Annotated in this window: 24 protein-coding genes; 13 read left to right on the top strand and 11 right to left on the bottom strand. The window is 43.1% G+C overall.

Annotated features, from left to right (window positions below):
• Positions 1-2 precede the first annotated feature (2 nt).
• From WC955_00430 to WC955_00410, 5 genes are all read right to left on the bottom strand, one after another.
• Positions 3-704: a polysaccharide deacetylase family protein gene (locus tag WC955_00430; GenBank protein MFA5857511.1), complete on the bottom strand. Its 702-nt coding sequence runs from the start codon at positions 702-704 to the stop codon at positions 3-5.
• Between the two features lie 18 nt (positions 705-722).
• Positions 723-2,402: a hypothetical protein gene (locus WC955_00425; protein MFA5857510.1), complete on the bottom strand. Its 1,680-nt coding sequence runs from the start codon at positions 2,400-2,402 to the stop codon at positions 723-725.
• A gap of 23 nt (positions 2,403-2,425) precedes the next feature.
• Entirely contained in the window at positions 2,426-3,145 is a 720-nt protein-coding gene (locus tag WC955_00420; protein ID MFA5857509.1) for an ABC transporter ATP-binding protein, read from the bottom strand.
• Positions 3,146-3,227: 82 nt separating this feature from the next.
• The gene (gene zupT, locus WC955_00415; GenBank protein MFA5857508.1) at positions 3,228-4,040 is read right to left on the bottom strand and encodes a zinc transporter ZupT; all 813 of its coding nucleotides are present in this window, start codon (positions 4,038-4,040) and stop codon (positions 3,228-3,230) included.
• Positions 4,041-4,043: 3 nt separating this feature from the next.
• Positions 4,044-6,041, bottom strand: coding sequence for a DUF2075 domain-containing protein (locus tag WC955_00410; protein MFA5857507.1), 1,998 nt, complete (start codon positions 6,039-6,041; stop codon positions 4,044-4,046).
• Between the two features lie 197 nt (positions 6,042-6,238).
• On the opposite strand from WC955_00410, the gene WC955_00405 reads away from it, so the two are divergent.
• Both WC955_00405 and WC955_00400 read left to right on the top strand, forming a co-directional pair.
• The gene (locus WC955_00405; GenBank protein ID MFA5857506.1) at positions 6,239-7,177 is read left to right on the top strand and encodes an HNH endonuclease; all 939 of its coding nucleotides are present in this window, start codon (positions 6,239-6,241) and stop codon (positions 7,175-7,177) included.
• Between the two features lie 100 nt (positions 7,178-7,277).
• Positions 7,278-8,285 carry a Gfo/Idh/MocA family oxidoreductase gene (locus WC955_00400; protein ID MFA5857505.1) on the top strand — a complete coding sequence of 336 codons (1,008 nt, stop codon included), beginning with the start codon at positions 7,278-7,280 and terminating at the stop codon, positions 8,283-8,285.
• A 5-nt stretch (positions 8,286-8,290) separates the two neighbouring features.
• On the opposite strand, the gene WC955_00395 is transcribed toward WC955_00400, so the two are convergent.
• From WC955_00395 to WC955_00380, 4 genes are read right to left on the bottom strand one after another with little or no spacing between them, the layout of a single operon-like run.
• The gene (locus WC955_00395; GenBank protein ID MFA5857504.1) at positions 8,291-9,016 is read right to left on the bottom strand and encodes a hypothetical protein; all 726 of its coding nucleotides are present in this window, start codon (positions 9,014-9,016) and stop codon (positions 8,291-8,293) included.
• A 14-nt stretch (positions 9,017-9,030) separates the two neighbouring features.
• Positions 9,031-9,540: a hypothetical protein gene (locus WC955_00390; protein MFA5857503.1), complete on the bottom strand. Its 510-nt coding sequence runs from the start codon at positions 9,538-9,540 to the stop codon at positions 9,031-9,033.
• On the bottom strand, positions 9,537-9,935 hold the full coding sequence (locus WC955_00385) for a response regulator (protein MFA5857502.1): 399 nt from the start codon (positions 9,933-9,935) through the stop codon (positions 9,537-9,539). The genes WC955_00390 and WC955_00385 overlap by 4 nt, the downstream gene beginning before the upstream one ends.
• Positions 9,923-10,414 carry a response regulator gene (locus tag WC955_00380; protein MFA5857501.1) on the bottom strand — a complete coding sequence of 164 codons (492 nt, stop codon included), beginning with the start codon at positions 10,412-10,414 and terminating at the stop codon, positions 9,923-9,925. Before WC955_00380 ends, WC955_00385 begins: the two co-directional genes overlap by 13 nt.
• A gap of 126 nt (positions 10,415-10,540) precedes the next feature.
• On the opposite strand from WC955_00380, the gene WC955_00375 reads away from it, so the two are divergent.
• The 6 genes from WC955_00375 to WC955_00350 are packed head-to-tail and all read left to right on the top strand — an operon-like array spanning position 10,541 to position 20,520.
• Positions 10,541-11,413, top strand: coding sequence for a GRP family sugar transporter (locus tag WC955_00375; protein ID MFA5857500.1), 873 nt, complete (start codon positions 10,541-10,543; stop codon positions 11,411-11,413).
• A 34-nt stretch (positions 11,414-11,447) separates the two neighbouring features.
• On the top strand, positions 11,448-12,794 hold the full coding sequence (locus WC955_00370; protein ID MFA5857499.1) for an FAD-dependent oxidoreductase: 1,347 nt from the start codon (positions 11,448-11,450) through the stop codon (positions 12,792-12,794).
• A gap of 12 nt (positions 12,795-12,806) precedes the next feature.
• Positions 12,807-14,936: a DUF6259 domain-containing protein gene (locus tag WC955_00365; protein MFA5857498.1), complete on the top strand. Its 2,130-nt coding sequence runs from the start codon at positions 12,807-12,809 to the stop codon at positions 14,934-14,936.
• An 18-nt stretch (positions 14,937-14,954) separates the two neighbouring features.
• The gene (locus WC955_00360; protein MFA5857497.1) at positions 14,955-16,601 is read left to right on the top strand and encodes a sugar-binding protein; all 1,647 of its coding nucleotides are present in this window, start codon (positions 14,955-14,957) and stop codon (positions 16,599-16,601) included.
• Complete coding sequence (locus tag WC955_00355) at positions 16,598-17,698, top strand: amidohydrolase family protein (protein MFA5857496.1); 1,101 nt, start codon at positions 16,598-16,600, stop codon at positions 17,696-17,698. Before WC955_00360 ends, WC955_00355 begins: the two co-directional genes overlap by 4 nt.
• Before the next feature lie 17 nt (positions 17,699-17,715).
• Complete coding sequence (locus WC955_00350) at positions 17,716-20,520, top strand: glycoside hydrolase domain-containing protein (GenBank protein ID MFA5857495.1); 2,805 nt, start codon at positions 17,716-17,718, stop codon at positions 20,518-20,520.
• Positions 20,521-20,538: 18 nt separating this feature from the next.
• On the opposite strand, the gene WC955_00345 is transcribed toward WC955_00350, so the two are convergent.
• Together WC955_00345 and WC955_00340 are read right to left on the bottom strand one after the other, a co-directional pair.
• Positions 20,539-20,979 (bottom strand): desulfoferrodoxin family protein, encoded by a 441-nt coding sequence (locus WC955_00345; protein MFA5857494.1) that lies wholly within the window; start codon positions 20,977-20,979, stop codon positions 20,539-20,541.
• A 20-nt stretch (positions 20,980-20,999) separates the two neighbouring features.
• Positions 21,000-21,788 (bottom strand): hypothetical protein, encoded by a 789-nt coding sequence (locus WC955_00340; GenBank protein ID MFA5857493.1) that lies wholly within the window; start codon positions 21,786-21,788, stop codon positions 21,000-21,002.
• A 117-nt stretch (positions 21,789-21,905) separates the two neighbouring features.
• On the opposite strand from WC955_00340, the gene WC955_00335 reads away from it, so the two are divergent.
• Genes WC955_00335 through efp form a run of 5 tightly spaced genes read left to right on the top strand, consistent with a single transcriptional unit; the run spans position 21,906 to position 26,479 of the window.
• The gene (locus tag WC955_00335) at positions 21,906-23,105 is read left to right on the top strand and encodes a GNAT family N-acetyltransferase (protein MFA5857492.1); all 1,200 of its coding nucleotides are present in this window, start codon (positions 21,906-21,908) and stop codon (positions 23,103-23,105) included.
• A gap of 32 nt (positions 23,106-23,137) precedes the next feature.
• Positions 23,138-23,638, top strand: a complete 501-nt coding sequence (locus WC955_00330) for a shikimate kinase (protein ID MFA5857491.1) — start codon at positions 23,138-23,140, stop codon at positions 23,636-23,638.
• A gap of 22 nt (positions 23,639-23,660) precedes the next feature.
• Entirely contained in the window at positions 23,661-24,752 is a 1,092-nt protein-coding gene (gene aroB, locus WC955_00325; protein MFA5857490.1) for a 3-dehydroquinate synthase, read from the top strand.
• 50 nt (positions 24,753-24,802) lie between these two features.
• Positions 24,803-25,867 carry an aminopeptidase P family protein gene (locus WC955_00320; protein ID MFA5857489.1) on the top strand — a complete coding sequence of 355 codons (1,065 nt, stop codon included), beginning with the start codon at positions 24,803-24,805 and terminating at the stop codon, positions 25,865-25,867.
• Between the two features lie 51 nt (positions 25,868-25,918).
• Positions 25,919-26,479, top strand: a complete 561-nt coding sequence (gene efp, locus WC955_00315) for an elongation factor P (GenBank protein MFA5857488.1) — start codon at positions 25,919-25,921, stop codon at positions 26,477-26,479.
• Positions 26,480-26,501 lie beyond the last annotated feature (22 nt).

Below are 26,501 nucleotides of genomic sequence, written 5' to 3'. Positions count from 1 at the left end.
GGTTACTTACCCTTCCCTTTATCTTCTAACTTCAATAACTCGCTTACGGTAACGAACTCATACCCTTTCGCGCGGATATCTTCAATAATTTTTGGTAATAACGCGAGAACACGGTTTACCTTCCACCCGTCATGCATAAGAATTATTGCACCGGGTGCAGAATTTTTTACGTAGTAATCCAATAACTGCTGATCAGACAATTTTGTCCAGTCATACCCATAGGACCAGTTGATAACGTCGTATCCCAGTTTTGCGCATACATCAATCGCCCATTTTTTGCAGTACCCATAGGGAAACCGCAGAAGATGCGGTTTTATACCGATCGTAGTGCTGAGTACCGCCTCGGTTTGTTTGATATCGTCAGTAAGGATTTTTATGGCTTTCTCATCAATAACTTTTATCTTATGATACCCCCGGTGGACTGTGGTGTGCGACCCGATCTCATGCCCGGCTTTTGCTACCAACTTAGCTTCTTCCGGATGATACTTAACCTGGCTGCCTGACATAAAGAAGGTTGCTTTAACCTTTTGTTTCTCAAGTACCGCAAGAAAGTCAGGAGTCATCTGCCCAGGCCCGTCATCAAACGTTAACGCTACAAATCTACCGCCATCCTTCGGGCCGTTAGTATAAAACCTGCATTCCGCAGTACCTGCTGCAAATAAAAGTGTTGCTAAAACCAGTAACCCTAAACTCTTAACTCTCAACTTCCGTTACCCCCTCAACTACTCATTCTCCATTAACTCAACACGTTTCACGCCGATTATTAAAGGTATGATAAACACCAGCACACTAACCCCCGCGACGGTAAGGACTGCAGAAACGGTTACCTGCGCGCTGTACTTCCCCATACCGGACAAAACCTTAAAATGCATAATCAACGGCCATGCTAACACTGCCAGAACAAAACCGTTATAAAACAAAGAGTATACCATATACATAATCCCGCCAAAAGAGGATTCCACCTGTGCAACGTTCTCGACACGGAACCGGGGATACACCGCGCCCATACCCATCGCCAGCCCGGTTAACGCAAAGATACTCACGATCACAGCACCGGTGGATAACCAAAACACAAACGTATCCACCCGCAGGAGTAGGTTTGATACCACGGATATCGCAAGCCCCAGAACAAATACCGGTAAGAATGTCAGCCAATATTTTGACCACACAATCTGCCGTGAGGACAACGGTGCACTGCGGAGCACCCAAAAACTTTCCGCTTCAATACTCAACGCGGGATACACAAACCTTAACGCCACTGCGGAGATAACAAACCCCGCTAGGCCGATATTAAAAAATGCTGCTATGTTCTTGAGATAATAATTATCCAACGGAAGTTTGTCGATATTAAAGATGTACACCACAATCAACGCGCCCAGGAGTAACAATTGTGTCCACTGGTTAGGATCCCGGAAGAAAAGTTTGAGGTCCTTTTTTGCCAACGCGCGCCATGACTGCGGGAATAAGTGAAGCAGTAAGTCCACTGTGCGGTCACCCCACCCGCCCACCACCGGACGTTTACCAACAGATTCCTGTGCCCGTGCCCATGATGTGAAGTAGGTAACTTCTGATAGTTTGGTAATCAACGCTATGGTCAATAACCCCGAGGATATCAGTAATAAAGAATAAAACCATAATTCTACCGGCTGGTGTAACGCAAACCCTTTCACCACACCGGTCATCCACCAGCTGGGAAGATATACCGCCGTCGGTGCCTGTATAAAATTCAGGTACTGCACAATCTCGGTAAGTTTATCAGGTTTCATAAACTGTTCCGGCTCGAGGAATCTCAGGAACACGTACATCCCGCATCCCACCACTACCGAGAGTACCATTACAGCATCCTTAGTTTTTGCAGTCGGGAATAAGTACATCAATACCATGCTGATAAGCACCCCAAGTCCGGATGCAACCAGGCAGTAAGGTATCATCACCCCGAAGGTTGTGAAATAAAACAATATGTTCATATGTTTTACAATACCGTAGGATACGATCACGGGTATCATCGCTACGATTACCATCCATGACGAATAAAACGCGGTCTCGATAAACTTATAAGTGAACACCGTCCCGTACTCCAGCGGGGTGGATAACAAAAACGGGAGGTCACGCGCAAAAAAAATTGTGGTGAACGACGTCACCATACTTGAAAATATAAGCATTGAAAATAATGAAAGAAATGCCATGGAGATAACTTTGATAGCCAGTGCTTCACCGATATACGGCACATTCTCGAGGTACCCGAAGAACCGCCATAAGCCCGCACCGATTCCCGCAAAAAATAAGAGGGTTAGCGTAGAAAAAAATATGCCGACACCCCATTCAAGCTTTGTCGCAGCACGGAGGCTGTTCTTACGTGTCTGATTACTTATCCTGAGGAATATCAATAAGTCGTTCGGCATAATAGTATTTCCCGGTATCCCCGTCATTCCGTAAGTTTGAAGAAAATATCTTCCAGCCCGCTTGCTGCGTCGGTATCAGCTTTCTTCCGTAGTTCGTCGATAGTACCTATATGCGTCAACTGTCCTTTATTAATAATCCCTACCCGGGTACACACTTTCTCTGCAATCTCAAGGATGTGTGTGCAGATAAGAATTGTCGCACCCTTTTTTGCTAGCCCAACTAGTATCTCGCGCATCTTACGCTGGCTAAGAGGATCAAGCCCGATCAGTGGTTCATCCAGGAATATAAACTTCGGTTGGCGCAGGACAATCGCGGAGAGCGCAAGTTTTTGCTGCATCCCATGAGAGTATGATTCCACCATGTCATACATCCAATCCTCGAGCCCAAACGTTTTCAGTACTTCGGGGATACGGTCAATATCGTTTTTTGGTAAATGATAAAGGTCAGCAACAAAGTTAAGGTACTCAAACCCTGTGAGTTTACGGTATAAGTACGGGTACTCCGGCACAAGGCCGGTCATATGCTTAACCTTCATTGGATCTTTTTGCGGGTCAAGCCCGCCTACCAAAGCGTATCCTTTAGTAGGTTTTAGTAACCCCAGCAGCATTTTCAGGGTAGTAGTTTTCCCCGCGCCGTTCGGGCCGAGGTAGGCAAAAATTTCGCCATCCGCGATCTCGAGGTTAAGATTATCCACGGCTAATGTGCGGTTGAACTGTTTTGTTAACCCTACGGTTTTTATCATATATTAAATATCCCCATCCCGTTCATCTTAGAGTGACATAAGTATACTTTTTTAACGTCATTATCCGCAAGGGAGGAAGAGTTTACATCAATAACAATAAACTTACCGCCATAACCGCCATCCCGGCAATAAAGCCGGTGATAACGATATGATGTTCCCCATACTTTTCCGCAGTGGGGAACAGTTCATCCAGAGAAATATATACCATAATTCCCGCTACGAGAGCAAAAATTATACCGAACATTGCAGGGTTAAGGAATGTGCGTAACAACAGGTAACCAATAATCGCGCCAACGGGTTCTGATAACCCGGAAAGAAACGAGTAAATAAACGCTTTTCTTCTACTACCTGTTGCGCAGTATATCGGTACCGATACCACAAGGCCTTCCGGGATGTTGTGGATAGCAACCGCCACGGCAATACTTATCCCCAAAGCGGGTGTGTGTAACGCACTGATAAACGTGGCAATACCCTCAGGGAAATTATGTATACCGATCGCCAGTGCGGTGAACACTCCCACCCGCATTAACCGCGGATCACAGGCTGGTGCAGTGCCATCAGTTTTATCACTAATATTCTTAAGTTCATGCGGGTTCTCATACTCGGGAACTAGTTTATCAATCAATGCGATTAACCCGATCCCCGCGAAAAAAGCAGCGGTTGCAATCCAGAACCCCGGCTTGTTACCATAGAGAACAACTAACGATTTCCGTGCGTCAGCCAGGATTTCTACGAATGATACGTAGAGCATAACCCCTGCGGAGAAACCTAATGCTGCGGATAAATATTTGGGGTTAACCTTTTTTGAGAGTAACGCCAGGATACTACCTATCCCGGTAGATAACCCTGCGAGCAAGGTCAGCCCGAATGCAAAGAGGACGTTGTTGTCAAACATGTTTTATATCTCCGTAAAACCAATTTCCTTTAAATATTCATAAGTAGGGTCATAATATTCTTTTTTTCGAGTTGGATCACCAGCATCTCCTTCTGGTACAACAATCACCATTCCTTGGCGTGCACGAGTTAAAAGTACGCGATAGGCATTCTTTTGGTAACTTTGTCTTTCTGGTTTCCTAATGTGATTCCATCTATCACCGCAAAAAGACCAGTGGTTCCAACCTTCATTTGAATGTCGGAAATCGGCATCCCAGATAATCCCTGCCCAATCAAGTTCGAGGCCTTGGATATCAAACTCTGTTGCAACGTCTTCTAAATAATAGGAAGAACGAACATCTTCTTTTCCATCAAGAAACCAATGAATTGGCTCCATTGGTGATTTAACATCTATTGCATACGGTTTTAGTCGTTCGGCTTGAGAAGACACGACAAGGCCATAACGTTCTGAACCTCGTGCTTTCGACCTGAGCCACTGTTTTGCTTTAGCCAAGTTACGAGTCAAAACAATAGGATACTTTTCCTGAATTTCTATCAAAGTTCTATATGCCTCGGCATTTTCAAGATCGAGTAATTGCTTTACTAATAACGAAACATGTTCAGCTCGGAAAGAACGCATTGATACTGCAAGATGTAAGTCATTTTTTAAGTTAATATTTATTCGTGATTTTAATTTATCTAGAACGTCATTTGTGTTATATTCGCTATCGGTAAGATGGGCGGATATATAAATATCCCAATCTTTAAACGAGTTATTCAAGGATGCTAACCATTCACTAATTCCTGCCTCACCTGTATTAATTTCCTGACCTCCACCAACTAGACATACGATAACTGCCCAATCTGTATGTCGATCCAAGCATGAAATTAGAAATTCTGATTCTGAACGGTTAAAATTAGGCTTATTCTTTTTTCGACGCATAAAATTTGTTGTCTGTTCTTTATTCCACGCGCGTTGCGCTTCATCAAAAAGAACAACATGTTCCAATGGGGGTTTTAAGTTATCAAGACAATCATCACGAAAATTGTGCACATTTTGAATAAACATCTTTACTTCACTCATTGCAATACCTTTTCTTATTCGTATTCCACGTTCTTTTGATTGTTGAACCTTATCACGTGCAAGAGCTTCCCGTAGTATTGATACCAACGGACCGTTTCCGGATAGAAATACACTATGGAGATCACTCGATTTATCAATATATTTGGTTGCAATATTAAGTCCAACTAAAGTTTTCCCGGCCCCAGGTACGCCGGTTACAAAACATATAGATTTTCTGTATTTCGTTTTTGAATAACTAATAATTTCTGATATCGATTCTGACGTTATGCTCAGATTTTTTGCGCTAGCATCGTTTCGAGATATATCATTAACGGAATGGCTATTATAGAGGGCCATAGCTGCTTCTATAATGGTAGGTGTAGGGCAATATCTCCCTTTTTCCCATGCCAGTTGGTCTATTTTGTGTTCGGGAGAAAATTGTAGAACATATTTAATGACAGTATTTAAAAATTTATCATTGGTTCGTATAGGTGAAAACAAATTATCATCTATGCGTATTATTGGATCAGCTAAATCACAATTTTTAACGCCTGTTGCTATGAGAATTGGTGCAATAGGTTGGTTATGACTCGTTTCGTGAAAATTCTTTAAGTCTAGTGCGTAATCATATACTTGGTCTATTGCATATGAAGTAAATTGTTTTTCGCCAATCTTAAATTCAAGAACGAAGATTATGGAATCAATAAGAAGTACTACGTCTATGCGTTTCCCCATTCGAGGGATAGAATATTCAAAATATATCGCGCCCGTATAATAAGAAAGAACTGACTTTAAAATACTAATTTCTTCTATCCATGAATCTCTTTGAGCTTGTCCTAAATCAAAATCGCTGTTTTTTGTTAGTTTTCCAAGAATTTCGTCAGTATTTGTATTAAGAAAACGCTCAATAGAGTCAGAATAGTAAGATCTTTTCATAATTATTTCTTGATATTTATCCACTTCTTTATATCCGAATATACTTACAATTATACAAAAAAGATGATGATAACAACATAAACATATTTATTGATTGATAAGTTGTTGTTTAGTATCATTAATTTAAAAGCTAGTAATCGCGCCCGTAATCGGTTTTTGTTAAGTTAAGCCTCGTTTGAATTATCATATTATCTAAATCTTTAAAGTAAAAAGGTGAATATGTGAAAATTTGGATAGGTGTAACAGATAATAGATGGTTTGAATATTTGTCATCTCAAAATCCATTACCCGACGAAGTAAATTTTTGGCAGCCATCACTAACCTCCTTTAAAGCATTGTCTTCAAAAGAACTTTTTCTTTTTAAATTGCATAGCCCATTAGATTTTATTGTTGGTGGTGGCTTTTTTGAAACAAGTACTATAATTCCAATTGCATTAGCATGGGAAACGTTTGGAGAAAAAAATGGTGTAAAAGCATTAGATGATTTTCTACCAGTTTTAAAAAAATATAACAAAGAAATTAACAACAAAAATATTCACACTCTATCAATAGTATGTAACGTGCTTTCAACACCATTTTTCTTTAAAAGAGAAGATTGGATTGATATACCACAAAGTTGGAGTTCAAATATAGTTAGAGGAAAAATATATAAGACTGAAGAAGCAGAAGGATTTAATTTGTTTAAAATGATTTCAGAAAGATTAGTGAAATACAATCCCTTACTTACAATAAGTAAATACGAAATGCCAGATTCGACCGCAATATATGGAAATCCTTATCTAACGAAATCTAGATTAGGTCAGGGTGGATTCAGGTTAATAGTAACAGATATTTATTATAAAAAATGTGCGATTACTGGTGAAAGAACGTTACCTGTTTTAGAAGCGGCACATATACAGCCAATTTCTAAAAACGGCCCCAATATAATCACCAATGGTTTATTACTACGTTCGGATCTGCATAAGCTATTTGATACGGGATATATTACTATAACACCGGATTTAAAAGTTGAAGTCAGCAGAAGAATTCGTGAGGAGTTTGAGAATGGAAGAGATTATTATGCAGTGCATGGTAGTTCATTAAAAAGTGTACCCGAAGAAAAGAATAAGCCTTCAATAAACTACCTTTCTTGGCACAATGAAAATATTTTCTTAAGTTGATTGTACGATATGGGTAGCAAGCTGATATTCATAGAATGAGCAAAAATAGTATAATTGTATCTGGAAACACAAAATATTTGGAGAAGGAGTTTTATACTTTATGTCATTACTAAAGATCGGCATGATCGGCTGCGGAGGGTTCGCGAAAACGATTTACTCACCAATAATCAAGAACGCACCGCAATTATTCAAAGTCATAGCTACCTGCGATGTTGTACAGCCCGCAGCGGATAATTTAAAAAATATTACCGGCGCGGAGTACGCTACAACTGATGCGGAGAAAGTTTTGGATGACAAAAACATTGATGCCGTGTTTATCACCACACGTCATGATACCCACGCTGACTTGTCAGTTAAAGCAGCGGAAGCGGGCAAACACGTGGTCTGCGAAAAGCCGATGGCGTTAAACTACGCGGACTGCCTGCGTATCGCGGAAGCCGTGAAAAAATCTGGCATAAAATATACTGTTGGGTATAACCGCGGGTTAGCTCCACTGGTGAGGAAAGCAAAGGAAATGTTATCCACTGAAAACTCGAAACGCATAATTTATCACCGTCTGCAGAACACAACAAAACCTAACCACTGGCTCCACGATAAAACTTTTGGAGGGGGACGGATTATCGGGGAAGGCGTGCATATCCTTGACTTGTTATGCGAACTCATAAACGCTGAACCCATAACAATCTACGCTGCAGGCGGGGTGTTTATCACTGACGAAAAAGTTGAGGTTCCGGATACCGCGAGTGTAACCCTAACTTTTGCGGATGGATCTGTGGGAACTACGCTTATCACCAGTAGAGGTAATGACAAAATGCCGAAGGAGGTTACTGAAATCTATAGTAACCGCAAGGCCGTGTATATCAACGACTTCACTGAACTTAACGCTTATGGCTTCGCTACGGAAACTATTACCGAAAAACTTGCTAAGGGTGATAAGGGCTGGGAGTACGAACTTCATGCGTTTGCGGATGCTGTGTTAAACAAAAAAGAACCGCCGAATGGTGTGAATAAAGCAATCCGTGGCGCGTTATTGAGTTACCGCGCGAATGAATCAATCGCGATAGGAAAACCTGTGGCGATACACGCAGAGGAATATACAATTTTGTAATCTTATTATTGAGTAAGGGAACGTGTCAATAGTATGATGTACTGCCATAGTTTAATGGCGTAGATGTACGCATAGACCCAGAAGGTTCCCTGGAACGCTGCAAGGTCTGTAAAAAAAGTTTTTGTATCAACACTACCCGGCGCTGCGGCTTTCATTATCAGCACTATGAATACGCAGTTAGTGAATAACACAAAGAATAATGAAAACATAACCCCTGTTTGCTTTAGGTCAGTCTGGCCAAGACTTATGGCGTACCATGTAAGTGTGAGATGGAATCCTGTAAGTAATCCCAGTACCAGTAAAAACCAGTGGTAGTACAATCCAACCTCCGGGCCATAGGTTAATGTAAGAATATACCATAGGAGCATAAGTATTGCAGCGTAGAACGGGAATACATACGGTGCCAGGGCTACCAGAAAATTGGATTTTGTTACCACCACCTTACCCCCCCGGGCGGTTACTTTCATGCTTAACACTTTACCCCCGAATAATATTGACGTAATCGCGTGGGTAACCTCATGCGCAAGTGTGTATATCCACATAGGTTTCGGGATAAAGATTTGGAGGACAGGATACGCGAGTGTACCCCCCGCGAGGTACCAGAAATAGGCGGTATTCCGTGCCTGCGGAGCGGTTAATACCCGCGCCAGTGCGTATACCGCGCCAATCGATAACGGGAATAAGAGGATGGTTACTAATGTTTTGAATAAAAAGTTCAGGAATCCCGGCATATCTTTTTCTGAGGTCAGTCAAGCATATAGTCTTCAAACGGAATTTTCTTCGCACGGAGTTCTGCTTTCCACAACTCCTTGGCTGCCGGCATTTTTTCACGGGAAAGTTTTACCCATTTAGATTCCGGCGGAGAAAATAGTTCTACACAGGTTTGGTACCATACATACGCGTACTTGATAGATGACTCGTTTAATCTGCGGGTATGTTCAAACTCAATAGCATCAACCTGCTGCGCAAGTTCTTCTTTCGTAAGTTTCTTCACCCCGAGGATTGTATTGATGAGTGACGGGTTTAACCGTTTCTCCAGCGCTTTTTTTTCGGTGGTATACTGTTCCTCAAGTTGTTTAACCTTTAACTGCGGATCGGTATGCCATGCCTGGTATTTCTCAGCTTCAAGATACGCTTCCTTCGCACGGGAGGTTATATCAAAATATACGACTGTGTAGACGGTGAGGATAAAAACAATAACTGCTGATACTATCTGCACCCACTTTTTAGTAAATACTTTTGTAAATATGTTCATTTCCTCCCCTCCTGCGGAAGCATACGGTGGACAAGTTTCATTAACGCTTCAATATCCACGGGTTTTTCAATAATTTCAGGGACATTAACCCCTTCTGTGAGCACCGCCTTAGTCCCGGGATCCATTATTTTAGCGGTAGCAACGATCACCGGCATTTTATTTAGTTCAGGATCAGCTTGAAGTTTACGCAGTACCTCGTACCCGCCCATATTGGGCATCATAAGGTCTAGTATCACGAGGTCGGGTTTGAGGTCAGCAATTTTTTGTAACGCAATTTTTCCGTCACCAGCAACCTCCGCACGGAGGCCTTCGGATTCAACGGTAAGTTTGAACAGGTCAGCAACCATAAGGTCGTCATCTACGACAAGTATCAGACGGTCCTTCAGTAATCCCATAACTTTTTCTTTAACTGTTCAGGTTTAATGTTAAGCTGTTCAAGCTGTTTTTTCCCGCGTTCAATAATTTTATCTTCCATTGTCAGTGTATTAAGAGCTTTATGAACCTTATGCGCGAGGATGGTAGGATTAATCGGTTTCTCAATAATTTCAAGGATATTAACGCCTTCCGCCAAAAACTTTTTTGATTCAGCTTCCAAACTCTTAGCGGTAATAACGATTACCGGGATATCCTTAAGTTCTTTATCCGACTGCATTTCCCGTAATACTTCGTACCCGCCTTTGGTTGGGAGCATGAGGTCAAGCAGGATGAGTGAAGGTTTGGACTTACGCATACTTGCCAAAGCTTCACCGCCGTCGAACGCAATTTCTGTAGTAAACCCTTCAATCTCCATTGTAGTACTGAAGAAATCTACAACTGTGGAGTCGTCATCGACTATGAGTATTAAACACGTTTTGGGATCTTTTTTATCCGTCATAAATAATACTCAAAATGTTACTATACTTGAAATAAGAAGTCAAGCAATTGCGCGATATTGTATAATGTAAACAAATATGATCAGCGGATATGGTTTATCTTTAGAAAGTAGTTGTTAGCCGTAAATATGTTTATCTACAGTATTTTGTGTATATTAGCCGCGGTATTCTGGACTCTGGCAATGTATTTCGGTAAGATTGCAATGCGGGACACTACGACTGTGGGACTCAATACCATACGGTTTATCGTGTTTGTAGTATTAATCTTTATTGCCACACTGGGGATCGAAGGGCTTCAGCCGATAGAACCGCGGATGATATTCCCTATCTTTATGGCAAGCCTTACCGGCTGGATTGTCGGTGCAACACTATACTTTTATGTTCTCAAACTTGATAGCCTACACCGTGTCGGGCCGGTATCCTCATCCTCACCGGTATGGACTGTTGTTCTGGCGGTACTTTTTTTACATGAAAAACTTACGCTGTTAAGCTTCCTTGCTCTACTCTGCGTTATTACCGGGTTAGTGATTATGACTATGTTCAGCGGGAACGGGGAAGAGAAAAACAATAGTAAGAGTAACAACAAACTTACTACCGCGGTGGTAGCAATGATTGGCGCAGTCCTTGTTGCATTATCCTGGGGGTCAAGTACGGTATTTACTAAATACGTATTAACTCTCTACATGCCGTTTAATGCAATGTTTTATAAAGCTATCTTCGCGGTGATCGGATTATTGATATTATCTTATTTCACAAAACCGGGCTACACAAAACATGGTGTGGTGTACAGTATAATCTCCGGTTTATGTCTTATCACCGGAGAAATATTTTTTATGGTATCCCTAAAAAACATCGCAGCATCACAGGCAGCATTACTAACCTCCAGTATGATACCGTTTACGTTTATCATTGGTATGTTATTCCTGGGAGAGAAACCCACGGTCCCGGGGTTTGTCAGTATGCTATTTTTCTTTACAGCAGTAGTACTTGTGGCGTTATGAGTTTTAAGGTAAGGAGGAGCGCAGTACATTTATTATGCCAAAAACTATTGAGTACAAAACAAGTGTGGAAGTAACCCAGTCGCCTGAGGTACTGGTAACCGGGGGCGGGATTGCCGGAGTTTGCGCAGCAGTAGCTGCAGCGCGTACCGGCGCGAAGACTTTACTCGTAGAACGCCTGGGTATGCTTGGCGGTGACGGTACAGCCGGCGGGGTAAGTATATTTATGAACTGGAAATCCGGCGAGAAATCTTTATGCGGCGGATTGTTTCAGGAAATCCTTGACCGGCTGGCAAAAAAGAATGCGATTATACAAAACGCATTCCATCCGGAAGGAATGAAACAGGTGCTGCTTGAGATGCTGGTTGACTCAAAAGTACAACTTGTCTTTCATTCACAGGTAGTGGATGCTGTAGTAGAAAATAACAGGGTGGACGCACTCATATTTTCAGGGAAATCAAAATTGTTTGCTATAACCCCAAAAATTGTGGTGGACGCCACGGGTGACGGTGATGTTGCATACTATTCCGGAGTACCTTATGAAAAAGGTAAGCACCCAACCGGTGAACTTCAGGCAATGACGCTGATGTTCCGTATCGGCGGGGTGGAGATTGACAAAACTATTGATGACGTAGCTGCAGCACCGGAACAGTTTTTTAAGTGGTCAACCAAAACAAAAGGTGCATCCCGTGCATCAATTGCCGGATATTTTGACCTAACAAAAAAAGGCCAGGAGGAAGGCACCTACCCAAAACCTATCCACCAGCACATATTTTTTTATTCCACGCTTATCCCGGGTGAGGTTGAACTCAATACCACGCATGTACCCGGGCTGGATGGTTCCACCGGTGAAGGATTAACCACCGCGGAGGTAGACGCGCGGTACCAGGCATGGATGGTATGGAATTTTTTGAGGGATAACGTTGCGGGGTTCAAAAACTCATTTATCACGACTACCGCTCCGCAGATTGGCGTACGTGAAACACGGAGGATAACCGGTGAGTACGTATTCTCCGGGCAGGATGTTATAAACGCAAAAAAGTTTGATGACGGTATTGCCTGCGGGAATTACCCGATTGACCTCCATGATGAAGAATCACAAACGTTTATGTCCGGCGGGCCAAAACCCGGGGATTATTACCATATACCCTACCGTTGCCTTGTCCCATTGAAAATTGATAATATGCTAATTGCCGGGCGGTGTATATCCTCTACCCGGGAGGGACAGGGTGCAATGCGGATAATGCCGATCGTTGCGGTGGTAGGACACGCAGCAGGCGCAGCTGCAGCGTTATGCATAAAAAACAAAATTACCCCCCGCGGGTTGATTACACGGGTGGAAGAGTTAAGACAGGTATTGAAACAACAACACGCGGTTTTATAAAATATAGACACTATGAAAATACAGATACAGAATCTTTTACACGTATTTAATGATAAGACCGGGTCAATTGAACACATGGGTAATACCGGGATTCAGGGACTAACCTATAACTTTATCCCCGGGACAGTGTTATGGCATGCAGAATTTGTTAATGCTGAAACTAAAACTACAGCTGTATTCACCAACCTTTTACCGGGTAAGTATTCGCTTAAACAGGATACGCCGGATAGCGTAACGCTTAAGTGGCGGAAAGTGTTTGAAGAAAGTAAAACGTTAAGTATTGACGTTACTGTCCGGCTTGAGTACGACAACGATGCCGGTAATGTTTTATGGAAAATAAAACTTGCCCGTCCTGATGACGGTATGTGGAAACTAAACAAACTGCATTTCCCGGTAATCACTGTATCCGCGGGTAAGGATTCAAAAACTATCTTATGCGACGGCTGGGGCCGTGTTATTAAAAATGCATGTGACCGCTATAAAACCCTATCACCATACTATCCGGGTCATTATGTTATGCAGTTTATCGGGCAGACAGATCATAGTGATGCATTACAAGGCAATGAAAAAAGTGTATACCTCGCTGCGTGTGACGGGAATGCCGGGATTAAACAGTTCAACCTTGAGACTGATAAAGTTAAACATACAATAAAGTATTCGATAACAAACTTCCCAAAAGATTTTGTTAACCAGCCAAAAACGGTGAACCTCGAGTACGCGTTTATTCTTAAACCTCTCTCCGGCGGGTGGTATACTGCAGGGAAAGAGTACCGTTCCTGGGCGGTAAAACAACTGTGGTGTTCAAAAGGCAGGATTGATGAACGTAAAGATTATTCACCGGTAATGCTGGATACCGTTATCTGGTCAAACGCCGGGCTTAACTCCCCTCGTCCTACACGTACCCAGGCAGCGGATGTCGTAAAAAAAGCGCAGTACCTGGGTATCCCTCTGGCGTGCCACTACTATTATTGGCATCAGATACCGTTTGACCATACGTACCCGCACTACTTCCCAGCGAAAGCGGAGTTTGCGGGTGAAGTTAAAACATTGAAGGATAACAATATCCCTGTGATGCCGTATATCAACGGCCGGTTGTATGACAGTGAGAACCCTGAGTTTGAAACCACAGGCAAACCTCTTGCCGTGAAGGATAGTACCGGTGAAGTCAGTATTGAACTTTACGCATCAAAACGTAAACTCTGTGTTATGTGCCCCACCGCACCGGGTTGGAGAAAAATTGTGCTTAACCTCGTAAAAAAACTTATTAAAGACTACAGTATAGACGGTATTTATATTGACCAGATCGCGATTGCACCCCCAAAACTGTGTTATGACGCCTCACACGCCCATCCTGTAGGCGGGCGTGACGCATGGGTACGCAGTTACCGTAAGTTACTGGAACAGGTAAAAACTTATGGACAAAAAGAAAATCCGCAGTTTTTTATTACTTCCGAAGGTAATGCGGAACCGTATATTGATTTTATAGATAACCAGTTAATGGTAAACTGCTGCGGTGACGATATGGCCCCCCTGTTTTCCGCGGTGTACAGCGGGTACACCTCTACTTTCGGAATGTATTACATAGCGGAACATGAACTTAAAGGCGATCACCAATCTTTTCGTGCGCGCGTAGCGGAATGTTTTACTTTTGGCGCGCAGCTTGCGTGGGATCTACCATCAGAACTCTTTTTTCCATCACCCACCCCGGCAGGTGAGTACCTAAAAACCCTTGCACAGGCGCGGAGGGCATTATCAAAATATATTGTCTCCGGTGAGTACGCTATGCCTGTAAGGATTGAGGATACGGTCCTGCAGGTGGAAGTAACCCGCAAAATCTGGGCTAATACGTTAACCCACAAAATGGCGGTAATACAATCTTCTGCGTGGTATAACAAAAATGATGATACGGTATGCGTTATTTTGACAAACTGCGCGGTTAATGAACCAGTTTCGGTTAAGTTTAATATTAACCCTGCGGAGTATTCATTACAACAAAGTAACGGGTATGCATTGTATAAATATGATTACCAGAACAATACAGAATCATTGTGGTACTCCTGCCTGGCAGGTAAAAGTATTGACGCTGAAGTTGTTATCCAGCCGGGTAAGGTTGTAACTTATTTACTAAAAAAGGTATTATAACAAACAGGAGGCGTTTTAATGTTAAGGTTATTAATGGCGGTACTGGTTTTTCTAACATTTTCTCCGCAGGCGTACAGTGCGGGAAAGCCTGTAAAGTCAGCAGCAGAAACGCCGTTATGTTCATTTGCGCAAATAACGGATGTCCATATAATGTCTGACGACAACCCTGACCCTGCGTTACGGAACCCGTACCAGGAAAATATTAAGTACCTCACAATGTTTGTTAATGCAATAAATAATAAAACATATCATTCAGTCCCTGATTTTGTGGTAGTGACCGGCGATATTGCGAACTACGGCGATGTTAAAAGTATGGAAAAGTTTAAGTCAATAATGTCAAAACTTAACACCAAACTCTTCATTCTGGGAGGAAACCACGACGTTGCAACCAGTACAGCTGTTGTGGCATTACCGCTGGAACAAACGAATTACGCGATAGTTTTTGGCACACCTGCGCTTAACTACGAATTTGAAAAATCCGGGGTATACTTCATTGGTGCTACGTTCAGAAAATCCGATGCGCGGGAATGGACTGACTGGATCATAAAAAACGCGGAGGCACATAGCAACCTCCCGGTGGTTATTGCGACACACTATCCTGCGGTATCATGCCGTGATGGCGGTGCAATGAAAAAACGCGGGCTGGACTTTATCCCGGCAAGTTTTACACAGTGGCTTACACAGGAAGGCATTACACGCCCGGTGGTTTTCATTAACGGGCATAACCATATAAACGCGTATACCCGCAATAACAATTTTCATCAGGTAAATACCAGTGCACTGGTGAACTCGGTATGCTATAGATACTTCAAGGTTTACAAAGACCGTATAGAGGTACGGACAGTATACATGCTTCCCATTGATAAATTACCAGCGCCAAAATGGAACTCACCGAAGAACGTGGATTCCATCCATTCGGATGTCCGGATTTATCATGAAGGCATTAAAGAAGAACAGGAGTTTGTTATACCATTAACCATAAAACCTGAATTCTATATCCAAACAACTTACCAGATGAGAGACGAAATATCATCTGCTGGTTCGAGTATAGCTGCTGCACAGGAGAAAACGTTGACGTTAAGCAAAAACCCGGGGGATAGCAGTATTATCCTCGACGGCCGTCTCGATGATAAAGTTTGGATATCAACCTCGGTTGTTACCGTCTCAGATTTTAATGAAGTAAATAACGCGCCTGTTCTATATGGTACCACCGCATACTTCGCGTATGATGACAAAAACTTGTACATTGGAGTAATGTGTGATATCAAAGTGAAGGATAGCATAAAAAAAGATGCAGTCACACATGACGGTAAAGTCTGGGAAGATGATAGTATAGAACTATATATCGACCCCTCAGCTGACGGGAATATGTATTATCGTATTGTAGTTAATACAAATAATACCGTATTTGATGACAGGTCAGCTTCCCGCGGGAAGACACATGACACTGTATGGGACGCAACCGGCTGGAAAACCGCAGCGTATACCGGGGATAAGTTCTGGAGTACAGAATTTGTGGTACCGATTAACACCATAGGCGCAACGAATGTATGGGGCATAAACCTGGGGCATAATATTTCTGAGGGTAAACTGGCAGTTTCATTAGCTAAAGTTGACCGTACGTATCACAGCCCGGAAAAGTTTATTAAACTGTATTTCAAATGAAAATAAATAATACAAATATTTTTGATACGCATATACACTGCGATGTACCCGGGGACATCCGCACCTGTGTTGACGGACTATCATCCTCAGCGTGTGGTGTAACAAAGTTCGGGATGCTTACTCTCGGGCATATGAAACCCGGGAGTGAAGTAATGTCACGGGTGAACTCTAACCCCGTGGTACTTGCCGCAAAAGTGTTGTATCCGGATAAAGTTTACGGCCTTGGCGCACCGGATGATGTTGAAGTGTTTGATATGGACGAACCTTCTGCAGCGAAAGCCTTGGAACACCAGGCGGAACGGATACACGCACTGGGATTTGATGGTGTCAAACTTATTGAATCCAAGCCAGAATATTATGTTAGCTATAAACACAAAATCGGTTCGCCGGTATTCACCCCGTTTTTTAAATCGTTAGAAACCAATAACCTCCCGGTTCTCTGGCACGTAGGAGACCCGCTTATATACTGGGACCTCATCAATGCGCCGGAACATTTGAAAGCCAAAGGATGGGTATACGACAATACTTATCCGACCTTGGAATTTTTGTGGCAGGATGCATTAAGCGTGGTTAAACGCCATCCCCGTGTAAATTTCGTTTTTGCGCATATGTTTTTTATGACACACAACATCCCGAGGTTATCACGGATATTCGAAGAATACCCGAATTTTTATATGGATATCACTCCGGGGAGTTGGGTGTATTTTGATATCGCAAAAAACTTGGATACAACCCGGGAAATGTTTGTCAAATACAGCGAACGCATAGTTTTCGGCAGTGATAACGCTTTGCGCGGAGGTAAGTTTAGCGTTGAGAAATCAGTGAACCATATACTCCATATCCGGCGGTTGATGGAATCCGATGACCGTTGGGAAGCTGGGAAGTATGTCCTGCACGGGCTTAACCTCCCGGAAGAAGTTTTGAGGAAGATATACTCATCAAATGCGGATAAAATATTCGGTAAAGTTCCTAAAAAAATATCATATACCGCAGCAATTGAAGAATGTCGGCGTATGCTTACTGTATATCCCCCCACCCCATCGTCATCCGTGCCGGATTATATTAGTCAAGCGTTGAAGTTAATAGAAAATAGATAAAGGAGAACCGTTTTTTTATGATGTTAAGAAATGTAAAACCGTTACTTGTATTGGTAACCGTACTATCCGCACTGTTAATTTCAGGATTAACCCAAACCCTGCACTCCGCGTATCCGCTGAACAATATCCTCGCAATCCCAATGGTTGAAGGTGATACAAAAATTGACGGCATGCTTGATGATCCGCAATGGGGTAAGGCTACGTGGATTACCGGCTTTGTTTCGTTTAATACTAAAAACTGGGTTAACCATCAAACCAAGGTAAAAATGTACTATACGCCGGAAGCGGTATATGCCGGGATTGAGTGTTACGAACCGCAGATAAGTAAAATAGTTTCTACAGTTGCCAAGCGTGACGGACATGTATGGGAGAATGAAAGTATCGAACTATTTTTTACGGAACAATCCACTTACCAGTCTTACTATCATTTCGTTATAAACTCTTCCGGTACGGTATACGATGAGACCGGTAAGGGCGGGAAAACCTGGAATGCACAGGGATTAACCCTTGCAGTTACCCGTACAACCTATTCCTGGATTACAGAACTAAAACTTCCGTTTAACGATATCGGTATATCCTCAACCCCTGTCCCGGGATCGTATATCTGGTGTAACTTCGCAAGAAATGCGGTTAAACGTAAGGATTACACTATGTGGGCAAAAACTGACCCGGACTACCACCAACCGGACCAGTTCGGGCAGTTGATATTTAATAGTACAAACACTTGTGTACAGGTAACCGATGTACCAAAACCTTATTGGGGTAAGAACGTAATTAGTTTTACCCCGTTCCCTTCGGGCTTCCGTGGCCGTGTAACACAGGTAGCGGGTAATATGGCGGTAAAGACACCGCCGACACCATTGATCACTACCGATTATTGGTCAGAGGTTAAGTACTGGATATTATCCAACGAGGTGACGGATATAGAAATTACGATACGTGATGAAGGGCGGAACCCTATATACCGTACTTGGTATTCCGTGACACTTTCCTCCCCGGCTTACAGTGTTGACGGTATCCGTGCGGAACTAAATACCGTAAAACAATACGCTGCTAAACTTGAGAAATCCTCTCCTGAGACGTACGAAAAAGTTATGAGGTCACTCTCTGGCCTTGACGATGAAATACTGTCAATTGAACAGCGGTTGAAGGATTATGAGGAACTTACGGGTGAACTCTGGGATACCGCAATCACCCGGCTTGAATCTATTGGGTTACAGTGCAGGAAAGCGGTGTTGTATGTCAACACCTTATCCGTGTATCCCGACGCGAAGTTCGCTGTGGGGTACGAACCGCCAATGCGGAAAGTGTTTATCTCAAGCCGGCCGGTAACTGCGGAATTCCGTGATAATATCAAAGTGGAACTTGCAAAAAATGAATCTGAAGCGTTCCAGGTAGTAGTGATACCGATTACTGAAAAACTGGTTAACGTGTCCGTGACAGTATCCGATTTATTGAGTGCAGACAAAAAAAGTGTGCTTAAGCCCGGGAAAGATATCACTACCGGCATTATGGGGTACGTACACACAGCGGATCCGTCACGGCATTACAGAGTGGACTTCGTGGGGTGGTGGCCGGATCCTATCCTCGACTTTCTGGCCTCAGCGAGTTATGAAAAAGAAGAAACCGGTTGTTTCTGGGTCAACATTCACGCGGGGACGGATACCCCGGCTGGTGTTTACAAAGGCAAACTCACGGTTAATACCGAAGGGCAGGGCAGTATTGTTCTCGGACTGGAAATAACCGTCTGGAATTTTGAGTTACCCCAGCAGCCGTCGTTACCCACGGCGTTCAGTTATTACGATAGTTTCGTTAAAAACATATACAAAAGTTCGTGGACTAAAGAACTAGACTTTTCCTACCGCGGGTTTATCCTTGACCACCGCGTGAGCCCGGACTATTTATACCGCAGAACTTTTATGGATCAGGAAATTCTGGAATACTCTATGCCCCGCGGGATGACAATGTGTAACCTGAAATATATTTATGATCCCAAAAAAGTTTTTACTGACGAATTCAGGCAAAAAACTAAATCGGAGTATGAAGCAATGCTACCGGTTCTCCGCCGTCTAAACGCTATGGACCGCATATGTTTCTACGGGTTTGACGAGATTAATAAAGAAACATTTCCTATTATGAAAGACATTTTTGGGTACCTCAAAACTATTGCCCCGGAAGTACCGACCATGACAACTGCGTATGACCATTCATTTGGGCTGGAAACCGGGCTTGACTGCGTGGATATCTGGGTACCGCTGACACCGAAGTATAACCTTGACCTTGCGGAAAAGGTTAGGGCAAAAGGTAAGAAAGTGTGGTGGTACACGTGTATAGGGCCGAAACATCCCTATGCCAACTGGTTTGTGGAATACCCCGCGATTGAAGCACGGCTCTTACTTGGTGCGATGTCGTTTAAGTACAAAACTGACGGATATCTATACTATGCGATGACACGGTGGCCGAATAATACGCACCCGATTGAATCCGGGCCGTATACCGACTGGAACCCCGCAAGTTTTGATACCTCAAACGGTGACGGCAGTATTCTTTGCCCCGGTCCTAAGGGGCCGTTATCGACGATACGGTTTGAAAATATACGTGACGGCCTTGAGGATTATGAGTATTTTTATATGTTAAGAAACTTGTATGAAAAAGCTAAGTCTAAACGTAAACTTGACACTAAACTCGTAGCGGAGATCGAAGCTGCACTCGCGGTGGATGATAAAGTTGTGAAAACGTTGACGGACTTTACGCATGATCCGGAAACATTATACGCAATGCGGCGGAAGGTCGCGGAGCTTATACTGAAATTGCAAAAATAACGGAACTCCTGCGTTATTTTATAACGCAGCGTCAGCCATCCAGTACCCGTGGAGGTTACACCAGTTAACCACGGAGACTGTTCCGGTATTAACTTTTAAATGAATTGCCGCAGCGGGATTAGTTTTCCCGGGAGCTAACGACATTTTCCCGACGTACTCTTTATCCACATAAAACAAGATATACCCTATAAAATGTTCAGGTGTCATTGGATGCGTTATCGCACCGATTTTTGTGTGTACATCCGTACACCCGCTATCGGGGAGTAGCCCGCACTTTTTTTCTACTATGATAACAGGAGTATGTTTTTTCTCAGCTTCCGTTAAATTATTGGGATCAACCGGGCGCTGGATTGTTTGGCTGACAAACTTATCTTTACTAGCTCCGCAGACGGGACACTTATCCGGCGCTGTACCTGTGATTGACATATAACCGCATACCGTGCATTTAAAACCGTTCATTGTTAAAATTCTCCTTTATATTATTTACTATTCTTTGGTTTATCACTGGATTTAGCAAAACCTGTGATCTCTGCCCCCGTCGAGGTTAGTGTCAGTACCGCGTACTCAAATTCTGCGGGCAGGTTGTGTTTCTGTATACCGCGGGATATCATTGGCTGATACTTCGGATCAGTTTTATCCGCCAGAACTTTTACTTCCGCGGGATAACTTATCTGCTGTGCGATAACCTTTGTTTTATTTATATTCCTGGTTTTTGCGTTGACAAATTTCCCGGATTTAAACACGTCATAACGGTACACACCGTCTTCAAGCCACATATTACACTCACCATCGAGTTCTACTGCGTAAAACGCGGTAGTTGAATCAGTAAGTTTTGTGGAGATAACCGCCCCGGGTGATGCCTGGTCGTAGATGTTCATCATAGTAGACATTTTTAAAGGATCCGCGAGGTCTTGTTTTTTGTATACCACATACACCTGGTTTTTAGGGTCAACACATAGCGCGTACACCAGTGCATGGAACGGTATTTTTATCTCATCCACATAATTTCCCTTGTTAAAGATCATAACTCTGTTACCTTCCAGATCGTAGAAGTATGTTTTATTATCCGGTGCGATTGCGAAGGTATAACTTCCGGTGTATTCCTTCCGTGCGGTTTTCGGTACTTTGCATTCGGTAGCGGTTTGACGTGAGGATGTCCATTTTAATGCCAGAACTTTTTTTGAGACATACGTATCCTCGCAAAAACATAAGGAGTTTGCGAGGGTTACGGCTAATAATGCTGATAATACTGCGGTTGCAGTTTTCATTTGCCGGTAAATACCTATCCCTTCCTTCTGAAAAAACCTTAATGATTGACTTGTTTACGCAATTAATTATATCATTTTTTATATTAAAAACAAGAAGTTTTTGTAAGGACGGATAATATGAGTAATGAATTAGAAGTCGTGATAGTAAAACAAACTGAACGAAAAAAACTTATTGCCTTTCTTGACGCTATATTTCGCCCGAAAACACCGGGGGCAATGTATAAAGAGTATACGCATATGTACCGTACAGAGAATGGGATGTTAAAAGATAATTATGCGATGTATTCCCCATCCCACGAATTTCTCGCGCATATAGGATTGTACCCGCTGGACTTGCGTATTGGCTCAAAAACAGTTACCTGCCGAGGTATTGGCGCGGTAGCAACGCATCCAAGTACCCGAGGTAAAGGGTATATGACCGCGTTATTGAACCATTGTATTGACGAAATGACACTCCGCGGGGTTGCAATGTCAATCCTCTGGGGTGAACGGTTGAGGTACAGCCATTACGGCTGGGAAACCGGCGGGCGTGTAGTATCATACTCCTTTACCCGCAGGTCACTGGATATAGACCGCCAATCAATCAAAGGGTTGAAAGTATCAAAGTATAATCCAAAGTTCAATCCCAAGATGGAAGCGTTACATAACACCAGGCAGTTAAGGGTTCTCCGCCAGAGCGAGGATTATACAAAACAGTTCGGGCAACGGATACATCTGAAGACAGTGTATGCGGAGAACAATACACATTCCCGTGGGAGTGCTTATATTAACTACCGCGAAAGTAAAGATTCTTCAAATATCAACGTTTACGACGCTGCGGGTGATTCCATGACGGTTATCCAGACACTGCGGTGGTTATTTAAAAAGTATAAACATGTAAACAGCATTGTTGTAAAACGCCAGTTTACCGTGCATGAAGATAACCGTTGTTTTATAGACTACGCAGCGGACTGGGGTGTGCATTCTCTAGGTAAGGTGAGGATCAATGATTTAACAGCGGTACTGGAAGGTTTTATCCCGCAGATAGAACAGCGGTTACGCACAGCAGGATTCTCCTCAAAGGTAAGCGTTAATTTCAGAATTGATAACGAAATCACGAGCTTATGTTATAACGGTAAAAATGTTGTTGTCACACGGAAAAACATCCCCGGTGCGGAAACATTAACTCTTACCCGTTGCGGGGCTGTACGGTTGGTGTTTAACTACACTTCCACAGCGCATGAGTTGTGCAGGTACAGGATTAGTTCGCAAATATACAAGTTTTTATCTATAATATTTCCTTTAGACTTTTATATAGCGTCAAGCGATTTTGTTTAAATCTACTAAACGAATGGAGTTGTTGTAAGGCCATGAATATAGTGTTATCCGGATTTATGGGTACCGGTAAGACAGCGGTAGGGAAAGAACTGGGTAAACGTTTGAATATGATAGTGGTTGATACGGATACTGTTATTGAACAACGCGCAGGGATGACGGTCTCCAATATTTTTGCGTCAAAAGGCGAACCGGAATTCCGTAAACTTGAATCCGAGGTTATATTTGACCTTGCGCAACGCGATACCCAGGTGATTACCCTCGGCGGTGGAGCTGTCCTCCGTGCGGAAAATATGTATAATCTTGAGTACAACGGCGTAGTGGTATGCCTTACCGCCCGGGCGGAGGTTATATATAACCGCATAAAAAATGATACTGCTCGGCCGTTATTACAGAAACCTGACCCGTTAGCGGAAATTACACGTTTATTATCCGCCCGGGAAAGTTATTATAAACGCTGCCGTACTATGGTTGACACATCGGAGCTAACGGTAAAAGAAGTAGTTGATAAAATAGCGGAGTACTTAAAAAAATAATGTTAAGAAAAAGATGGCAGGTATGACAAATAAAGTTGTGAAACTCAATCTCCCCGCTTCACGCGGGTACGACATTATTATCGGCAAAAATACTCTTGAGTCACTACCCTGTGTATTGAAGAACCGTAGTATTAATAGAGTAACCGTTATTACTGACGGTAATGTAAACAAACTTTACGGGAAAAAAGTGGAATCAGCTCTAAAAACTGCCGGGATTACCGGAAAAAGTGTCATACCTGCGGGTGAGAAATACAAGAACCTTGATACTATAAAAAAAATATACGCTTTCTTTGCAGCGCATTTTGTTGAACGCCGTACAGCGGTCATTGCGGTAGGCGGCGGTGTTGTCGGTGATACTGCGGGATTTGCTGCTGCGACGTATCTCAGGGGTGTACCCGTGATACACGTTCCCACGACATTACTTGCGCAGGTAGATTCGTCGGTTGGCGGGAAAACAGGGGTTGATCTTGCGGTTGGGAAAAACCTTGTCGGTGCGTTTTATCAACCCGCGGCGGTAGTAGCGGATACTGAGGTACTAAAAACTTTACCATTACGCGAACTGCGGGGCGGCCTTGCGGAAGTAGTGAAATACGGTGTCCTCGCGGATGCCGGGTTATTCAGGATTCTGGAATTAACCATCGGGAAGGTTATGGGTTATAACTCCGGTGTTTTGGAACAAATAGTATACCGCTGCGTTAAAATTAAAGCCGGGATCGTTGAGAAGGATGAGTATGAACGTTACGGCCTCCGTGCAAAACTTAATCTCGGGCATACGTTTGGCCATGCAGTAGAAACCTTAACCGGGTACAAAAAGTATACCCACGGCGAGGCAGTGGCAATCGGGACAGTTGTTGCTGCAAAAACTGCGGAATCCATGGGCTATACCGTTAAAGGCCTTGCGGTGAGGATTGAACGTTTACTTCACGCGTATGGCTTACCTACCTCCTGGCCTAAGGAATTAGGGGTTGAGGCTGTGATATCCGCAATGGCACGCGATAAAAAAGTTTCTGATGGTAAGATAAAAGCGGTTTTACCGACAAAAATCGGGAATGTAATAACCGGGATTGTTATTGACAAAAAAATCTTAACCCGAGTACTGGTACCTTCCAGATAAGAACTATAATAAATCCATTAAAAGTATTAGGAAAACATAAAAAAATAATTATGAAAAACTTGAAATCATTATTATCCCGCAGGAATAAGATAGCTGAGTATTATGGTGACACTTTACGCGGTGTATTATTCACTTCACCGGTACTAACTTCCTATTTCACGGGCATAACTTTTTCGGGATACTGGCTGTTTTTGTCTTCTGATAAATGGTATGTCCTGACCCCGCAGCTGCTATATGAACAGATACGCAATACCGCAGGGCGGCAACGCGGATTATTTTTTAAATGCACAAAAGATATCATAGCGGGAGTAGCGGAGATTGCATCACGCGATAATCTTCGCGGGGTAATGCTGGATTTCGGGTGTACCACTCATTCGCAGGCACGCGCAATTATTGAGAAACTAGGCCCCGAGATACCAGTTGAAGATTGTACAAAAGTTATCCGTGAGATCCGGTCAGTGAAAGATAGTGTGGAAGCCGGCTTTATCCGTACCGCAGGCCGTATTGCGGATAAGGTATTTACTGAATGGACAAGAACCTTCTTCCGTGCAGGGAAGACCGAACACGAACTTGCAAAGGAACTTGATACTTTGATACTTTCATACTACTGTATCCCCGCGTTTGAAACTATTATAGCGTCCGGCCCGAACTCCGCGTACCCGCACCACGTACCAGGAAAACGTAAAATCCGGGAAAATGAACCCGTAATACTTGATTTTGGCGTTAAATACCAGGGGTATTGTTGTGACTTGACAAGGACGGTTTTTATAGGTAAACTTAATAAACTGTTTAATAAACTATATAAGGTTGTTGATACCGCGTATAACGCAGGGATAGAATCTGTAAGACCAAGCATCCCCGCAAAAAATGTGGATACCGCGGTACGGCAGGTTGTGGAACACAGCGGGTACGGTAAACGGTTTATACACGGAACAGGTCACGGGGTGGGTTTAGAAGTTCATGAAGCTCCGACGGTAAGCGCAAAAAGCGCGGATCTTCTGGTCAAAGGTAATGTGATAACCGTAGAACCGGGTGTATATATCCCCAACCGTGGCGGGGTAAGGATTGAGAATACCGTAATCATCACAAAAACCGGGTGTAAACGGTTAACTTAAAAAATCGAAGACAGGGATGTATAGGGATAGATAAAGGAGTAGAACGCAAAGATGGCAGTAGATACATCAGATTTTCATAATGGTTTAAACATTGAAGTGGAAGGAGAACCGTATACCGTAGTATGGTTCCAGCATCATAAACCTGGGAAAGGTGGCGGGATTATGCGCACAAAAATGCGTAATCTCCGTACAGGTTCAACGGTTGAGCGTTCGTTTAAGTCAGGGGAACGTTTCCGCGAATTATCCCTAGAAAAACGTCCCAAAACGTACTTATACGTAGAAAACGGTATGTACTATTTTATGGACCAGGAAACGTATGAACAGGTGCCGATCAATAAAGAGATGATAACTAACGCGTTGAACTTTATTGTTGAGAACGCAACGCTTGACGTTTTGTATTTAGATGACAAAATTATCGGTGTGGAATTACCTCCGAAGGTAAGGCTAAAAATCACAAGCACCGCACCCGGCGCGCGCGGTGATACCGTAGCGAATGCCACAAAACCTGCGACACTGGAAACCGGATACGAAATCCAGGTACCGTTGTTTATCAAAGAAGATGAATACGTTGTTATTGATACAACTACCGGCGAGTACGTAGAACGCGGATAATTTTTTTAATAGGAGCAAAAAT

It is taken from the genome of Elusimicrobiota bacterium (assembly GCA_041658405.1).
GTDB lineage: Bacteria > Elusimicrobiota > UBA5214 > JBBAAG01 > JBBAAG01 > JBBAAG01.
The sequence above is the reverse complement of the archived record's forward strand: the minus strand, read 5'-3'. Positions and strand labels throughout refer to the sequence as shown.

Coding starts and splice junctions, on each gene's coding strand:
- WC955_00375 (MFA5857500.1), top strand. CDS start 10,541: ATGTTTATCTACAGTATTTTGTGTATATTAGCCGCGGTATTCTGGACT.
- WC955_00320 (MFA5857489.1), top strand. CDS start 24,803: ATGAAAAACTTGAAATCATTATTATCCCGCAGGAATAAGATAGCTGAG.
- aroB (MFA5857490.1), top strand. CDS start 23,661: ATGACAAATAAAGTTGTGAAACTCAATCTCCCCGCTTCACGCGGGTAC.
- WC955_00420 (MFA5857509.1), bottom strand. CDS start 3,145: ATGATAAAAACCGTAGGGTTAACAAAACAGTTCAACCGCACATTAGCC.
- WC955_00400 (MFA5857505.1), top strand. CDS start 7,278: ATGTCATTACTAAAGATCGGCATGATCGGCTGCGGAGGGTTCGCGAAA.
- WC955_00390 (MFA5857503.1), bottom strand. CDS start 9,540: ATGAACATATTTACAAAAGTATTTACTAAAAAGTGGGTGCAGATAGTA.
- WC955_00360 (MFA5857497.1), top strand. CDS start 14,955: ATGTTAAGGTTATTAATGGCGGTACTGGTTTTTCTAACATTTTCTCCG.
- zupT (MFA5857508.1), bottom strand. CDS start 4,040: ATGTTTGACAACAACGTCCTCTTTGCATTCGGGCTGACCTTGCTCGCA.
- efp (MFA5857488.1), top strand. CDS start 25,919: ATGGCAGTAGATACATCAGATTTTCATAATGGTTTAAACATTGAAGTG.
- WC955_00365 (MFA5857498.1), top strand. CDS start 12,807: ATGAAAATACAGATACAGAATCTTTTACACGTATTTAATGATAAGACC.
- WC955_00370 (MFA5857499.1), top strand. CDS start 11,448: ATGCCAAAAACTATTGAGTACAAAACAAGTGTGGAAGTAACCCAGTCG.
- WC955_00380 (MFA5857501.1), bottom strand. CDS start 10,414: ATGACGGATAAAAAAGATCCCAAAACGTGTTTAATACTCATAGTCGAT.
- WC955_00395 (MFA5857504.1), bottom strand. CDS start 9,016: ATGCCGGGATTCCTGAACTTTTTATTCAAAACATTAGTAACCATCCTC.
- WC955_00350 (MFA5857495.1), top strand. CDS start 17,716: ATGATGTTAAGAAATGTAAAACCGTTACTTGTATTGGTAACCGTACTA.
- WC955_00355 (MFA5857496.1), top strand. CDS start 16,598: ATGAAAATAAATAATACAAATATTTTTGATACGCATATACACTGCGAT.
- WC955_00330 (MFA5857491.1), top strand. CDS start 23,138: ATGAATATAGTGTTATCCGGATTTATGGGTACCGGTAAGACAGCGGTA.
- WC955_00345 (MFA5857494.1), bottom strand. CDS start 20,979: ATGAACGGTTTTAAATGCACGGTATGCGGTTATATGTCAATCACAGGT.
- WC955_00335 (MFA5857492.1), top strand. CDS start 21,906: ATGAGTAATGAATTAGAAGTCGTGATAGTAAAACAAACTGAACGAAAA.
- WC955_00340 (MFA5857493.1), bottom strand. CDS start 21,788: ATGAAAACTGCAACCGCAGTATTATCAGCATTATTAGCCGTAACCCTC.
- WC955_00385 (MFA5857502.1), bottom strand. CDS start 9,935: ATGGGATTACTGAAGGACCGTCTGATACTTGTCGTAGATGACGACCTT.
- WC955_00425 (MFA5857510.1), bottom strand. CDS start 2,402: ATGCCGAACGACTTATTGATATTCCTCAGGATAAGTAATCAGACACGT.